This is a genomic window from Bacteroidota bacterium (assembly GCA_018692315.1).
GTDB lineage: Bacteria > Bacteroidota > Bacteroidia > Bacteroidales > JABHKC01 > JABHKC01.
In genome coordinates this window covers 1-15,851 of the sequence record JABHKC010000216.1, presented here as the reverse complement: position 1 = coordinate 15,851, position 15,851 = coordinate 1, and the positions used below count along the sequence as shown (strand labels likewise).

Below are 15,851 nucleotides of genomic sequence, written 5' to 3'. Positions count from 1 at the left end.
GATGCGTGACCCCAAATTGTATGAAGAATTCAACGAACTTAAAAGGAGAAAACAAAGAAAAATGAAGTATTTATATCTACGGAAATATAATCTTCGGAATCCTTTATATATTCAGAGATAGTGCCCTGTTGTTTTACCTAAGACTAATACCATGAAAACAAAACTATTTAAGCCTCAATATCTAAAGTTACAGATATTATTTATTATTTTAATTTCAGTTTCATTGAAAAGTTTTGGTCAACAGGTTCCTGATTTTCATGATGTCGATGCTTCAAAACTACTCCTAATTTACAATGAAAATGATGGAGACGATAACAACAATGGAATACCCGATTCCAAAGAATTAGCACTATATTATAAAGAAAAACGAAATGTACCCGATTCCAATCTTCTTGGGATTTATGTTTCCACCACAAACTATTACTATTATTCTAACCAATGGGCAAATTTCTGGAACGAAATGGTAATACCAATCCAAAATAAACTCGCAAATTTGGGAGATACTAACATTTATTATATTTTATTGTCAGATAAAATTCCCTACAAATTGGTTTTGCCAAGTGGCTCAAACACTTCCAGGTCGCTCGACAATGCTTTGTCTTGCCTAAATAATCTTGGTACACTCTCTACTCCAAATTTCCCAACATATTATTCCACAAATCCTTTTTACGAAAGTTCACCTACTGATTTTACTGATCAAGGCAACTTCAACCATAATTATCAACTTAGTGGAACACATATATATTTAGTATCCAGGCTTATAGGCACTGATTTGAGAATGAAAAAAAATATGATTGATATGACTCTTTATGGGGATAAATACATGAGCTTCAATTCAAGTTCCGATTACTATAAAGGAACCGCTTATGTTGATTATCGTTATGGAGTTTACGATGACAGTACATTAATTGCAGGATATCATTATTCTCCTTCAAGCTATGGCGAATTTGACAAAGACGCTGCATACATCAAGTTTTTTTATCAAATGGCAGGAGTTCCTTATAAGTTAGAACCTAACGATATAGAAATTGGTGAAGTAAATGCCTTATTTACAGACAGTACTACAGCCGATTCAGGCAGAAACGCAATTCTTTATGGAGGGTGGTATAACTATGGAACTTATCATGATGTATGGGATTGGTTACCAGGAGCATATGCCTGCGATTTGAATTCAAATTCGGGTGCAAATATTCGCAGCGGTAGCGGCTCTTTTCTATCTGGAGCTTTCGCAAATGGATTGACTTGTGGAACCGGCTGTATTGGCGAACCATACCTTAGTGGCCATTCGCAGCCCGATATTTTTTTGTACTATTTTCTTAAGGGGTATAATTTTATAGAATCGGCTTATCATGCCGAACCGAAATTTAAATGGCAAGGAATAATTGTGGGCGATCCGCTTTATAATCCATTTAGGTATGGAAAAATTCCGCAGAAAGACACCTCAATTGCTTTATCACAAATTTCTTTCAATTTCATTGATTCTTCTGAAATTCATATACATATCGACTATAATACAAGCATAGAATTTCCAGAAGTAGTGAAAGCAAAATTGTTGTGGGGTGAAAGCTCTGTTTTCAGCGATACTATTGATTATGAAGATATATATTTTGCACATCATAAATTTGAATTGACAAATCTGCACGCAAATATTACATATTTTTTCCAAATCTCCGTAGTAGATCCTGTGAATAATTTCTGGGCTTCAGATATTGAAACATTCACAACCACTGGAAATTCTTCTTTGGTTCAGTCAGTATTTTTTACAGATAATTCAACAATATGCAAAAATGACACAGCATATTTTACAAATTTCAGTTCGGGGAATAATTCATATTTATGGCAAGAAAATGGTGTAACTTTTGACACTTTAGAAAATACATTTAGAGTTTTTAACAATACAGGCAGCTACGAAATTAGTTTGATAGCCAGCAATGAAACCGTTCAGGATACCGCCTTTGAAACAATTGTTGTTTCTTCACCAAACCCTTTAATTTTGCCGCAAGGAGAATTATTATATTGCAACTACCATCAATCTTACCAATGGTATTTCGATGGAAATTTAATTCCCGGTGCAACCAATTACATATTTCAACCAGAACTTACCGGGAACTACTCAGTTGCTGTAACTGATGAATTTGGTTGCTGGGCAATTTCAAATCCTACAAATGTAATAATTACAAACAATAATGAGCTATTATTCAGCACTTTGAACTTATACCCTAATCCTTTTAAAGATTTTTTATCAATAGAATATTTTATTTCAAACATTGCTGAAGTTTCTATCGAAATCTATAACATTTTTGGTTCTAAAATTAAAACCTATGGTTTCGGAAAACAGGATGTAGGTTACCATAAGTTTGAAATCATAGACAAATCTGAAATTCCTGAAGGAGTTTATATTGTACAACTATTTGTAAATAATCAAATGTATAGAAAAAAAATACTTCATATGAAGTAAAAACCCGGATGTCTTTTTTGGTTCCCTGTTCGACAATAAAAAATTTTAGCAGACAAAACACCTTGCTTTTATTAACATACCATCAATTATTTAAAAGGAGGAGATTTGGGTGTTTTTAATCTTTTAGGTTTTCGTGCTCTATTATTTTGTCGTTTCTGTTCTAAAAGCCATTTGTACAAATCTTCGTTTCTATACACCTCATTCATAATATCATGCCCCTTGCTTTGAAAAACTGAAAATTTCACATTCCCATCGCATTCCATCAGAGCATCTACCATTTCCTGCGATTCCGAAATATTAACAACCGTATCGTTTGCACCATGAAAAACCCATGTAGGTACGTCCTTTATCCTCCGAATTTTTTTTGTAGAACCACCCCCACTTATGGGCACTATTGCAGCAAACTTATTAGGCAATTCAAGTGCCAAAGTCCATGTAGCATAACCACCCATACTGTTACCAGTTAGATAGATACGACTTTTATCGACTCTGTAATTTTTCTGAACTTCTTTTAATAATTGTACTAAAATATCTTTCGTCCAATATTTCCCTTTCGGACATTGAGGTGAAACCACAATAAATGGCAGTTCATTCTTTTCAAGCAATTTTGGCAAACCGTTTTGTTTCAAAAGTTCAGCATTATTTCCCCTCAAAGCTGCACCGTGTAAGTAAAAAATCAGTGGCCATTTTTTATTACTCTGATAATAATTTACTGGCAAATAAGTCAAATAGTTCATATGTAGGGTTCTGATGACTGTTTTTTTATAATGATGGGATTTTTGATGATGACTTAAAGGCACTTTGCGAATTCCACACGAAGCCAAAAGCAAAGCAATAAAAATCAAGTACAATATTTTATAATTTTTCATATTTAAATTTTCTAATAAAATATACTAACCACAATAATACAATATAATTATTCCATTTAATTTTTTCTTTAAGAATAATTAATTCATATCTGAAAATAGTTTTGCCTTTGCCATTTGAATAATATTTGAATGATCGAAAGCAAGCTCAGGCAAAAAATCTAAATCGAACCAGCAAATTTCAACTGCATCGTCCTGAGCCGAAATCTTTGAATTTTCCTCAGATGCAAAACCATAATACACAACTGAAATAGTTCGGTGTCGAGGGTCTCTGTCAATATCGCCGAAAGTATGAAACTGTGCTAATTTATCCATTTTAAGTGCTGTTTCTTCTAACAATTCTCGAAAAACTGCTTGCTCTAAAGTTTCATCTATATCAACAAAACCGCCAGGTAATGCCCACGAATCAATAAATGGAGGAAATTTTCTTTTAATCAAAAGTATCTTTTTTGGCTTTGTTTCTATAGAGAAAATCATTGCGTCAACTGTGAGTGCCGGTCGGGGATATTCGTAAGTATATGACATATTTCAATTTAAATTTTCAAAAATACAAGTTTTGAATTAAGAATTAGTAATTCTGTCTTTTTGTCATTAACAATGTCAAAACAAATGTCTAATAAATTCTACCAATGTCATTTTATCATAAAATTGACATGAATTTCAAATGGCATAATCATTGAAAAGCCCTCATCGAAAAATGAAAATTATTAATGTTTTAAATATATAAAAATGAGTAAAATAATAGGTATCGATTTAGGGACAACAAATTCATGTGTTTCGGTAATGGAAGGAAACGAACCGGTTGTTATTCCAAACAGCGAAGGTAAAAGAACTACACCTTCTGTTGTTGGTTTTGTAGAAAATGGCGAACGAAAAGTTGGAGATCCTGCAAAACGTCAAGCCATTACCAATCCGACGAAAACAGTTTTTTCTATCAAAAGATTTATGGGTGAAACCTTTGATAGCACTCAGAAAGAAATAAACCGAGTTCCATATAAAGTAACAAAAGGAGAAAATAATACTCCACGTGTAGTTATTGATGATAGAAAATTCTCTCCTCAGGAAATTTCGGCAATGGTGCTTCAAAAAATGAAAAAAACTGCCGAAGATTATTTAGGACAAGAAGTTACAGAAGCTGTAATTACTGTTCCGGCATATTTCAGCGATTCGCAGCGTCAGGCAACTAAAGAAGCCGGCGAAATTTCAGGTTTAAAAGTAAAAAGAATTATTAACGAACCAACTGCCGCAGCTTTAGCTTACGGACTGGATAAAAAAACTACTGATCTAAAAATTGCTGTTTTCGATCTTGGAGGAGGAACTTTTGATATTTCTATCTTAGAATTAGGCGAAGGAGTTTTTGAAGTAAAATCGACCAATGGAGATACTCACCTTGGCGGAGACGATTTCGATCAGGTAATTATAGATTGGCTTGCTGAAGAATTCATTAAAGACGAAAATATTGACTTACGAAAAGATCCAATGGCTCTTCAAAGATTGAAAGAAGCCGCCGAAAAAGCTAAAATTGAACTTTCAAGTTCGAGCTCTACTGAGATAAATCTTCCATACATAATGCCAGTGGATGGAATTCCTAAACACCTTGTTAAAACCCTTTCACGAGCTCAATTCGAGCAGCTTTCAGATGAACTAATTCAGGCTGTGAAAGAGCCTTGCCGCATGGCTTTGAAAGATGCTGGAATAAGTGCATCAGAAATAAACGAGGTAATTCTTGTTGGTGGTTCAACTCGTATTCCGGCAATTCAAAATATAGTAGAAAAGTTTTTCGGAAAAGCTCCATCGAAAGGTGTTAATGCCGACGAGGTTGTTGCTGTTGGTGCTGCTATTCAAGGTGGTGTTTTGACAGGAGAAGTAAAAGACGTTCTTTTATTAGATGTTACGCCGCTTTCGCTTGGAATTGAAACAATGGGACGTGTAATGACAAAACTTATTGAATCTAATACAACTATCCCAAGCAAAAAAACTGAAACTTTTACTACTGCTGCTGATAACCAGCCTTCTGTAGAAATTCATGTATTGCAGGGAGAACGCTCTATGGCAAGCGATAATAAAACAATTGGTCGTTTCCATTTAGATGGAATTCCGCCGGCTCCACGCGGAGTACCTCAAATTGAAGTTACTTTTGATATAGACGCAAACGGAATACTTAGTGTTTCTGCAAAAGACAAAGGTACCGGCAAAGAGCAAAGCATTAGAATTGAAGCATCTTCAGGCTTAAGCGATGATGAAATCCAAAAAATGAAAGACGAAGCCAAATTGAACGAAGAAGCTGACAAAAAAGCAAAAGAAAAAATTGACAAAATAAATGCAGCAGATAGTACCATTTTCCAAACTGAGAAACAGTTAAAGGAATTAGGAGATAAACTTCCGGCTGACAAAAAAGCACCAATTGAAGCTGCTTTAACTAAACTTAAAGAAGCTCACAAAAATCAGGATATTGATGCAATTGATGCCTCAATGAAAGAATTAAATGAAGTTTTCCAAGCTGCCTCCCAAGATATGTATAATGCACAGCAGCAAGCACAACAAGGACAGGAAGGACAACAAGGTTCGCAACCACCTCCGCCACAAGGTGAGCCAGGTGGAAACGGAAAATCGAAAGATGACGAAGTAACCGATGTTGACTTCGAGGAAGTCAAATAGTCAAAATATTTCCAATTAAAAAAGCCGATTAATAATTAATCGGCTTTTTTGTTTTCTACAACTCAAAAAAAAATCCTTAATGAAAATTAAGGATTTTTCTTTAGAATTAAAATCTTCTTTCTTTGATACGGGCTTTTTTACCAGTTAATTCACGCAAATAATAAATTCTTGCTCTACGAACTTTACCCTTTTTATTAATCTCTATATTTTCTATAAAAGGAGATGTCAGTGGGAATATTCTTTCAACACCAATACTACCGGACATTTTACGAACTGTAAATGTCTCGCTAAGTTTACTGCTTTTTCGTTGAATGACTACTCCTCTAAAATTTTGGATTCTTTCTTTGGCTCCTTCCTTAATTTTATATTTTACAGTAATAGTATCTCCACTACCAAATGGTGGAAAATTTGTTTTCGGTATAAACTTTTCTTCTACAACTTTTATTAAATCCATCACTATTCTTACTAATTAATTCTATATCAAAATCTTAAAAATCGACCGCAATATTACTAAACAATTTTGAATTATTTATATTTTTTTTTAATTATTAATAAATAATTTCAATTCATATTAAACAACTGAAAATGAACAAATAAAGCAATTTATAATTCATTAAAGAAATGCAATTTGCAATTTTCATATTCAATAGTTGCGATACTATGAGTGATTTTTTGGAAATAGGGCTTAAATTTTTCGTTTCCGGACGTCAAGCAAAAATCAAAACGCCTGAATTGAAAACACCTTCTAAAATATTATCTTTGTAATTTGATAAAGGATTTATATGAAAGAAAAATTAACTATAGAGCAATTAAAAAAATCTGCCAAAGACTTTTGCAAATCAGAATCAGTTTTTAGAAATAAAGAATTGTATGGTGTAACTGACGGTAAAGCTGTTGGTACATTTATCGAGCATAAATTCCAAAACTATTTAGCCACAAGATTTGAATTTGAAATTGGTTCATCTGCCAAAGGAATAGATTTACCTAATGATGAAATTTTAACAGATATTAAGGTAACTTCTATAAAACAACCTCAATCTTCTTGCCCCTTTAAAGACGCAAAGCAAAAAATATTTGGACTTGGCTATAACTTACTTGTGTTTGTTTATGAAAAAACTGATTTCGAAGAAGACCAAGCAGCAGTTTTAGATTTTGTAAGTTGTTTCTTTCTTGATAAGGAAAGAACGGCTGACTATACAACCACTTTTCGTTTAAGAGAAATGATGGAAGATGGTGCAATTAAAGAAGATATTGTAGCCTACCTAAATGACAGGAATATACCTGCAGAAGAAATTACATTAAACTCAATTGCTGAAAGAATTTTAAAGCAAATTCCAAAGCAAGGATATTTAACTATTTCAAATGCACTTCAATGGAGATTGCAATATGCAAGGGTTGTGAACCTGACTAAAAATGTTGAAGGCATTACTAAAGTTATAAATAAAGTTACCGGATGATATGTTTTGAAGTACATATTGATTTAATAGTTGAGGAATATTTTAGGAAAAATCTAAAATTTCTCACAAGTTTTGAGCAAATCAACGAAAGGATTAAGTCAATTTGTGGAATAAATGACTTTTTCATAAATCAGGAATATGCTGATGAATTTTTTGATAAAATTCAATCTCGCATCACTATTGTTTCTGAACCCGACAGACGTGAGTACGGAGATTTTCAAACAAATTCAATATTGACTGATAGTATTGTTGATTATATAAAAATTAAAAGAATTGATTTTGAATTTGTTTTAGAACCTACATGTGGGAAAGGAAATTTTATTATCTCTGCTCTAAAAAAATTGCCTAATATTAAAAAATTGGTAGGAGTTGAAATATATCAACCTTATATATGGGAAACCAAATTTAAGATTTTAAGCTTATTCTTGTCATCCAAAAAAGCAAATATCCCTGAAATAGATATTATTCATGCAAATGCCTTTAAATTCTCCTATGAAAATTTAGCCAAAGAAACCAAAGATTATAAAACATTAGTTATAGGAAATCCCCCCTGGGTTACAAATTCTGAATTAAGTTCAATTGATTCTAAGAATTTACCAAAAAAGTCAAACTTCAAAAAACACAAGGGATTAGAAGCGATTACGGGGAAAGGTAATTTTGATATTGGCGAAAACATTTCAGTCAATCTTATTCAAGCTTTTCAGAGACATGTCGGACATTTTGCCTTTCTTGTTAAAAACTCGGTAATCAAGAATGTTATCTATGACCAAAAAGAGAATAATTTCCTAATTTCTGAAAATGAGAAGCTAAATATTGATGCAAAAAAAGAATTTAATGTTTCAGTAAATGCTTCTCTGTTCGTATCAAAGTTTAGAGAAAAAGCTTGCTTGAATTGTTCTGAGTATGATTTTTACACAAAACAAAACATTACGGCTTTTGGTTGGTATTTATCCAAATTTGTTTATTCTATTGATGCTTATGAAAAAGGATATAAAATTGATGGTCTATCAAATATAGTGTGGCGTTCAGGTATAAAACATGATTGTTCTAAAATAATGGAATTTGAACAAGATAATGGTCATTTTACAAATGGCTTTAAAATTGAAATGCAACTTGAAGATAATTTAGTGTATGGATTGTTGAAAAGCTCTGATCTGAAATCTAAAAAAACAAACACATTTAGAAAATTAACGATTATTACCCAAAAAAAAATTGGTCAAGACACAAAATATATAAAAGAATACTATCCTCAAACCTATCATTATTTAGAAAAAAATAATGAGCTTTTTAAGAAAAGGAAATCATCCATTTATAAAGACAAGCCTCCTTATTCAATTTTTGGAGTTGGAGATTATTCATTTGCACCCTATAAAGTTGCAATATCAGGCTTATATAAATCTACGCATTTTACTTTAGTGTTTCCTAAAAATGATAAACCTATTATGCTCGACGATACATGCTACTTCATTGGCTTTAGCAAAAAAAGAAATGCAGAAATAGCGCATTATATTCTTAACTCAGAATTAGTACAAAGTTTCTTAAAATCAATAATATTTTCAGATTCAAAAAGAGCTGTCAATAAAGATACTTTAATGAGAATAAACTTAACAAAAGCATTTGAACTTTCTGATTATAACAAAGCTGCAAAGAGTATTAATGGATTATCATTAGAAGAGTGGCATAAGTTTGCCAAAAAAGTAGAAAACAAGAAAGAAACTAAACAAATGACATTATTTTAGATAGCACTAACATTCAAATATCATAAGATATAAAACTCAATTTAGCCAAAAAAAAATGGCAAAAAATATAGATAGCTTTCCGCATCTATTTTAGTTTAATTATTGAATTTACTCACTCAATTGAATCCAAAATTGAGGAGTAATTAATACCAACAAAATCCATTCAAAAATGAAAATCACATATACAATAATATTCGTTTATTTGTTCTCTTTTACTTCTTGTGGTCAAATTAATAATGAAAATTTAAATATGAATTCTTCAAAACCGAAATATACAAATTCGCTTGCAAACGAGAGTAGTCCTTATTTGTTGCAACATGCTCATAATCCTGTAAATTGGTATCCCTGGGGAAAGGAAGCCTTGGAAAAAGCTAAAAGTGAGAATAAACTAATTATCATCAGCATTGGTTATGCAGCTTGCCATTGGTGTCATGTAATGGAGCATGAAAGTTTTGAAAACGAGGAAGTTGCCAATTATATGAATCAAAATTTTATATGTATTAAAGTTGATAGAGAGGAAAGACCCGATATTGACCAGATTTATATGAATGCTGTTCAATTGATTGCAGGCAGAGGTGGCTGGCCTTTAAACTGTATTGCCTTGCCTGATGGACGGCCAATTTATGGTGGAACTTATTTCAAACCAAAACAATGGCTTGATATGCTTAAACAAATATTAGATTTTGCAAATAATCAAGCCGATAAAGCAGAGCAACAGGCAAAAACTCTGACAAATGGCATACAAACCGGCGAAATGATTTCTATGAGTACCGAAGAAGCCGATTTTTCAGTAAGAGACTTAGACGACATTTTTGCAAATTGGAAAATTAATTTGGATTACACTTATGGAGGGCATAAAAGAGCTCCAAAATTTCCATTGCCTGTTGGTTATCAGTTTTTGCAACACTATCATTATCTGACTGAAAATGCCGATGCTTCGAAAGCTGTAACATTAACATTAGACAAGATGGCCGAAGGCGGCATTTACGACCAAATTGGTGGAGGCTTCGCACGCTATTCTGTTGACAAATATTGGAAAGCTCCTCATTTCGAAAAAATGCTGTATGATAATGCACAACTTGTTGGTTTATATTCATCTGTTTTTAAGCAAACTAAAGATAAAAATTACAAAACTATTGTACGTGAAACTCTGGAATTCATCAATAGAGAACTTAAATCCGCTGATGGTGGTTTTTACTCTTCATTAGATGCTGATAGTGAGGGCGAAGAAGGAATGTTTTATGTTTGGTCATTCAATGAATTGAAACAGATATTAGGCAAGGATGCAGATTTAATAATTGATTATTACAATGTAAAAGAAAACGGAAATTGGGAAAATTCTCAAAATATTTTGTTTAAATCAGGAAATGATAAAAAGTTAGCCGATAGATATAAGCTTACTGAAAACGAGCTAAGCTCAAAGATTACGAAAACAAAAAAGATATTGTTGGAAGAAAGGGCAAAACGGATTCGGCCTGCATTAGACGATAAAATTATCACATCGTGGAATGCCCTTATGCAGAAAGCCTATGTCGATGCTTTTGAGGTATTTGAAAATTCGGATTATTTAGATATCGCATTGCAAAATGCCGAATTTATCATTACAAAAATCAAAATGCCGGACAATAGATTATATAGAAACTACAAAAATGGCAAGGCATCTATCAACGCATTTTTAGACGATTACGCATTTACTATAGCTGCATTTATTTCCTTGTATCAAGCCACTTTCGATGAAAAATGGCTACATGAAGCCAAGCAATTAACTGATTATGCGAATGCTCATTTTTATAACAAAACCAGCGGAATGTTTTATTACACTTCCGATGTAGATCCGGAATTGATAGCTCGCAAAATGGAAATTTCCGACAATGTAATACCTGCTTCAAATTCCGAAATGGCAAAGAATTTATTTCTGCTTGGGAAATATTTTTACAATGATACATACCTCAATATGTCGCAAAAAATGTTGAATAATGTAAAACAAAATGCACTAGATGGCGGTGCATATTATGCTAATTGGGATATTTTGATGGCTTGGTTTGTAAGTCCACCATATGAAGTTGTTATTATTGGAAAGGAATTTGAAACCTTTAGAAAAGAATTCAATAAATACTATTTGCCAAATGTTTTTTTGTCGGGAGGAAAAACTGAGGGAAAATTATTCATGCACAAAAACAAATTTATAGAAGGACAAACCACCATTTATGTGTGCCAGAACAAAGAATGCAAACTTCCTGTTACTGATTTTGGAAAAGCCTTAAAACAGATAAAAAAGTAAAATCCTCAATTATAGTTTTCATTCTAAAGAATTATTATTAACAACTTTTCTAATAGAAATTCTTTTGGAGTCTCATAGTTTTAAAAAATACTATCCCAATTAAAAGGTATTCAAGCCTCCAAAATCACATATTTAAGGTATTGCATTCTATCATAAAACTTTGCATTTTCGCATTTTTTTTAATTGATATTTCTATATGAGAGATAGCTTGTTTTTTGTCTTACTTTTGTTTTTTATTGCATTTTCATCAATTGCACAAATTAGTGATAAGCAAAAAACATTTATAACTGTAATTGATAGCCAGACAAAGGAAACAATTCCTTATGCAACAATTTGTTTTGAATGCAAAAATGAGAAAGTAGAAAAATATTGCATTACAAATGCTGCCGGAACTGCAGAAAATACTACAACAGGAAATGATTGTATTGTCGCAATATCATATCTTGGATATAAAACCTTGAAAGTAAAAATAAATCCGAACGAAAATCGAACTTTCGAGTTAGAGCCTGATATTTTCAACCTTGAGCAAATTACCGTAACAGGCACACGAACGGAAAAACATTTAAAAGATGCTCCGGTAATTACTCAAATAATAACATCGCATGATATTGAAACACGAGGACTTACAAATGTTACAGATGTTCTGAAAGACGATATGCCTGGTATTGATTTTCAACAACTTGGTTATGGGATTGATATAAAAATGCAGGGACTTGGGGCAAATTATATTCTGTTTTTGATAGACGGTGAGCGTATTGCCGGCGAAACAGGCGGAAATATTGATTATTCACGTTTGAACACTGCAAATATTGAACGTATAGAAATTGTAAAAGGTGCAGCTTCAGCACTTTATGGTTCACAGGCGATGGGTGGAGTGATTAATATTATTACAAAAAAAACTCAAAAAAAACTCGAAGTGAATATAGGATCGCGATTTATGCAATACAATAATTTTGATTTTCCCAACTTGCAAACAACTGAAGATAACTTTATTTATAAGCAAAATCTCGACCGTCCGAATTTATCTAATACAGTTTCTGTTGGATTAAATTTAAATAAAGTAACATCCCGAACCGATTTTGTAATTAAAAGCTCCGATGCATACCAACTTTATGACACCGACAGTTTGGTGAAAGAATATTCTAATATTGATACTATAATTTTCGCTAAGAAAAATACTATTCCGACTGAAGTTGATGGTTATGAAGACTATTCAATAAGTCAAAAACTGATTTTTAAGTTTAATGATAAATTTTCGGCAACTCTTAAAGGAACTTATTATAATCATAATCAGTACGATTTTCTTAGAGATAATACCTATGAAAAATTCATTGATTTAACTTATGGAGGAAAATTCATATATAACTTCAATTCAAATACTTCGCTTACAGGTTCATATAATTCAGATACTTACGATAAATATAATCAGTCGGAAATTACAAACAGTAGCAATAAAATCTATTCACACAGATTTAGAAATCCACGCTTAATTTTTAATATAAATTCCGGAAAACAAACTATTACTAAAGGTCTGGAGTTTATATCTGAAACTTTAATAACTGATAAATTCACTTATGATACATTCGATGAAAAATCAACCGAGACTTATATTGCATTTGTCCAGGATGATATAAAACTAACAGACAAATTGAACTTTATAGCCGGTCTAAGAGGAGATTATCATACAACTTTTGGCTTTCATGCTTCGCCAAAACTATCGATAATGTATAAAATAAATCCTTTTACGATCAGGGCAAATTTCGCAAATGGCTTTCGTGCTCCCAGTTTAAAAGAATTGTATATGAATTGGGATCATTTAGGGATGTTTCAGATACAAGGAAGTGAAAATTTAAAACCGGAAACTAACAATTATTATTCGTTATCAACTGAATACACAAAGAATAAGTTTAATGGTTCAATTACGATTTATCATAATCGTTTTAAAGATAAGATAGAAGGTCAATGGACAGCAAATGAAACTATGTTGCAATATATTAATGTTCATAAATCAAATGTTTCCGGTGCCGAAGTAGCTTTAAAATACAGACTTTTAAGGAGCTTATACATTTCAAGCGGTTACAGTTATTTATACGACAATAATTCGGCAGATGGTGTAAGACTATCAACAGTAAGTCCGCATAGCGCCAATATTCGTCTTGAATATAAATTTAAAAAAGGCTTTTATAATACAACTATCAACTTGAGTGGAAAAATTTATGGCTCTAAAAATTTTGATGTATCTGAGGAAATAATTTTTAGCGGCGAAATGGTAAATGCTGTCTATCAGGTCGATTATTCCCCATATTCGATTTTGAAATTTACATTATCTCAAAATTTATTTAATGGTGGGAATTTAATTTTTGGTATAGATAATTTATTAGACTACAAAGCCGAAATTATAACTTTTAATACTTCTACAAGTCCTGGCAGACGATTTTTTATCAGTCTTAACATCAGTTTTGATAAATTACTGGATTACAGAAAAACTCTTAACAAATAGTCAATTCATTAATATCAATTTATTTTTTATGAAAAATCTACAATTTATTTTATTATCATTTATTATCCTACTATTGGCATTTACAGCCTGTAAGAAAGAACCGGTTGAAGTCAGTGATTTGAATACAAAAGAAGTCAAACTTAGTCGAGAGACTGAATATGGGAACGATTGGATTTACTATTCCTTTGTTGATGAAATAGAAGTTAGCGGACTTGATGAAACAAACTCTAAAACATCCGACAATTGGGATATAGCTTTTAATCGCTACAATGTGCGAACAAACAGTGGAAGTTCAGGAAACGGACAAGGCGGGGCATACGATGCCGGTGATGTAGATTGGGATAGTGTAATTGAAGCCAACGAAAGCGGTTATACTGTTGACGATACAATTCAAATAGTTGAAGCCTTTACAGGCCAAGGTGTTAGCTATATGACCTCAAATGGAAATGATGCTTTCAAAGGCAGTATTCATTTAGATTACGGGCCACAAGGTCCTTCATATACACCCAACGACCATGTCTATGTTTTGAAAACTGCCAAAGGCAAATATGCAAAAATTTGGATTACAAGTTTTTACAGTGATATAGGCGAGGGTGGATATATTTCATTCAAGTACTCTTATCAAAATGGAGACGGACGAAAATTTGAATAGAATTCATAAAAGGAAAACATAAGCCTATCAATATAATCCTTTTTTATATATTGCTTGTAAACATTTATCTACCAGTTACAATAAATGCGTGATATAGTCAACACCAACCACTCGTCAGGTTTTACAAAGCTATTTGACAAGTTTCAGGTGGCTCGCCATGTGCCCGCAAAAGAACTTTGAACTATTCATTTGGTTTGTATATCTCGGATAAAATTTAATACCTCTTGACTTTGAGTTGTTTCTAAATTGTCAATTATTAAAAGCTTTTTATGAATTCCAAGTATTCACGGACTTCTTCAAGTTTATTCTTGACACTAATCGTTTCTTTTTTTATGAGATAAGACTTGTATAATTAGTTATTGCTTTAGGTATTGAAACTTGGAGAATTTGTTCCAAAATAAGTTAAAATTTGGATATTATTAGGCATTGACACGATTTCTATAATCAGGTCCACACAAGCAATAAGAATGAAAGGAAAATTTACTTTCTACCAATCTTCCCTTTCAGAAATAATTGATTTATCCAGCGCTTCAGCATATTGCACAACAAGGGCTGACATTGCTCGTTCAGCATCGTTAATAATGACTAGGATGTTTTCAAGTCTGCCTTTTTCCACACCTTTTAACTTTTCTTTGCCCTGAAGTTCTTTCTTGAATTCAAAAAGTTTTTCAAGGTTATATGTTTCAGTTTTGTTTAGGTTTGTAGAAATTATATCATGCTGAATGATAATGTTTTCCACAATAATCCGGCATTTGCCTTCTTTAAAAAACTGCGACATGCGAAAGCTAACCAAACGATTTGCATGCATCACTCCGCCAGTTAACACATTGTTTTTTACTATATCGTCTAATTTGAGAATTCCTTTAGAAAAAATATGATTCGACTCTGCATCGTTCAACGCCATTTCATTACTGGATACCCAAATTGTCCGAAAGGTCCATTCTTTGGCTCTTTCGTATAATTCACTCTTGGAAATCCCATTTTTAGTTATCACCGTATCAATCACAAAGGAATGAGTTTCTTTGTCATAAGTGATTTGTGCACTTAGGCTGGTTGAAATTAATACAACTGCCAAAAAGAATAATTGTTTTTTCATTGTTTTTAGCCTGCATAATTCACAAAAACAAGCAAAATGATGTTAATATTCTGTAATACAGATAAATGCAAGCTTTGATAAAAAACATTAATTTTTTAAATAAAAATGGAGTTCATGTATATTTTTTTCCAATAAGTTACTATC

The 15,851-nt window shown here is 32.2% G+C and carries 11 protein-coding genes; 7 read left to right on the top strand and 4 right to left on the bottom strand.

The window, feature by feature from the left end; all coding sequences use genetic code 11:
* Positions 1-151: 151 nt before the first annotated feature.
* Positions 152-2,458 (top strand): TIGR03790 family protein, encoded by a 2,307-nt coding sequence (locus tag HN894_15865; GenBank protein ID MBT7144800.1) that lies wholly within the window; start codon positions 152-154, stop codon positions 2,456-2,458.
* A gap of 86 nt (positions 2,459-2,544) precedes the next feature.
* On the opposite strand, the gene HN894_15860 is transcribed toward HN894_15865, so the two are convergent.
* A complete protein-coding gene (locus HN894_15860) occupies positions 2,545-3,327 on the bottom strand; it encodes a prolyl oligopeptidase family serine peptidase (GenBank protein ID MBT7144799.1) in 783 nt (260 codons plus the stop codon).
* A 78-nt stretch (positions 3,328-3,405) separates the two neighbouring features.
* Positions 3,406-3,849 (bottom strand): NUDIX hydrolase, encoded by a 444-nt coding sequence (locus HN894_15855; protein MBT7144798.1) that lies wholly within the window; start codon positions 3,847-3,849, stop codon positions 3,406-3,408.
* A gap of 204 nt (positions 3,850-4,053) precedes the next feature.
* Here HN894_15855 and dnaK point away from each other — a divergent pair, with 204 nt between their 5' ends.
* Entirely contained in the window at positions 4,054-5,982 is a 1,929-nt protein-coding gene (gene dnaK, locus HN894_15850) for a molecular chaperone DnaK (protein ID MBT7144797.1), read from the top strand.
* Between the two features lie 106 nt (positions 5,983-6,088).
* Here the strand turns inward: dnaK and rplS are convergent, their stop codons facing one another.
* Positions 6,089-6,436 (bottom strand): 50S ribosomal protein L19, encoded by a 348-nt coding sequence (gene rplS / locus HN894_15845; GenBank protein ID MBT7144796.1) that lies wholly within the window; start codon positions 6,434-6,436, stop codon positions 6,089-6,091.
* 328 nt (positions 6,437-6,764) lie between these two features.
* Between rplS and HN894_15840 the strand changes: the two genes are divergently transcribed.
* The 5 genes from HN894_15840 (at position 6,765) to HN894_15820 (ending at position 14,611) form a co-directional block, all read left to right on the top strand.
* A complete protein-coding gene (locus HN894_15840; protein ID MBT7144795.1) occupies positions 6,765-7,439 on the top strand; it encodes a restriction endonuclease in 675 nt (224 codons plus the stop codon).
* Complete coding sequence (locus HN894_15835) at positions 7,436-9,178, top strand: hypothetical protein (protein MBT7144794.1); 1,743 nt, start codon at positions 7,436-7,438, stop codon at positions 9,176-9,178. The genes HN894_15840 and HN894_15835 overlap by 4 nt, the downstream gene beginning before the upstream one ends.
* Before the next feature lie 250 nt (positions 9,179-9,428).
* On the top strand, positions 9,429-11,459 hold the full coding sequence (locus tag HN894_15830; protein MBT7144793.1) for a thioredoxin domain-containing protein: 2,031 nt from the start codon (positions 9,429-9,431) through the stop codon (positions 11,457-11,459).
* Positions 11,460-11,655: 196 nt separating this feature from the next.
* A complete protein-coding gene (locus tag HN894_15825; protein ID MBT7144792.1) occupies positions 11,656-13,959 on the top strand; it encodes a TonB-dependent receptor in 2,304 nt (767 codons plus the stop codon).
* A 28-nt stretch (positions 13,960-13,987) separates the two neighbouring features.
* Positions 13,988-14,611, top strand: a complete 624-nt coding sequence (locus HN894_15820; protein ID MBT7144791.1) for a hypothetical protein — start codon at positions 13,988-13,990, stop codon at positions 14,609-14,611.
* A gap of 487 nt (positions 14,612-15,098) precedes the next feature.
* On the opposite strand, the gene HN894_15815 is transcribed toward HN894_15820, so the two are convergent.
* Complete coding sequence (locus HN894_15815; protein MBT7144790.1) at positions 15,099-15,707, bottom strand: DUF4468 domain-containing protein; 609 nt, start codon at positions 15,705-15,707, stop codon at positions 15,099-15,101.
* Between the last annotated feature and the right edge of the window lie 144 nt (positions 15,708-15,851).

Excerpts from the sequence above, each read along its gene's own strand:
- HN894_15865 (MBT7144800.1), top strand. The coding sequence starts at position 152 with ATGAAAACAAAACTATTTAAGCCTCAATATCTAAAGTTACAGATATTA.
- HN894_15860 (MBT7144799.1), bottom strand. The coding sequence starts at position 3,327 with ATGAAAAATTATAAAATATTGTACTTGATTTTTATTGCTTTGCTTTTG.
- HN894_15855 (MBT7144798.1), bottom strand. The coding sequence starts at position 3,849 with ATGTCATATACTTACGAATATCCCCGACCGGCACTCACAGTTGACGCA.
- dnaK (MBT7144797.1), top strand. The coding sequence starts at position 4,054 with ATGAGTAAAATAATAGGTATCGATTTAGGGACAACAAATTCATGTGTT.
- rplS (MBT7144796.1), bottom strand. The coding sequence starts at position 6,436 with ATGGATTTAATAAAAGTTGTAGAAGAAAAGTTTATACCGAAAACAAAT.
- HN894_15840 (MBT7144795.1), top strand. The coding sequence starts at position 6,765 with ATGAAAGAAAAATTAACTATAGAGCAATTAAAAAAATCTGCCAAAGAC.
- HN894_15835 (MBT7144794.1), top strand. The coding sequence starts at position 7,436 with ATGATATGTTTTGAAGTACATATTGATTTAATAGTTGAGGAATATTTT.
- HN894_15830 (MBT7144793.1), top strand. The coding sequence starts at position 9,429 with ATGAATTCTTCAAAACCGAAATATACAAATTCGCTTGCAAACGAGAGT.
- HN894_15825 (MBT7144792.1), top strand. The coding sequence starts at position 11,656 with ATGAGAGATAGCTTGTTTTTTGTCTTACTTTTGTTTTTTATTGCATTT.
- HN894_15820 (MBT7144791.1), top strand. The coding sequence starts at position 13,988 with ATGAAAAATCTACAATTTATTTTATTATCATTTATTATCCTACTATTG.
- HN894_15815 (MBT7144790.1), bottom strand. The coding sequence starts at position 15,707 with ATGAAAAAACAATTATTCTTTTTGGCAGTTGTATTAATTTCAACCAGC.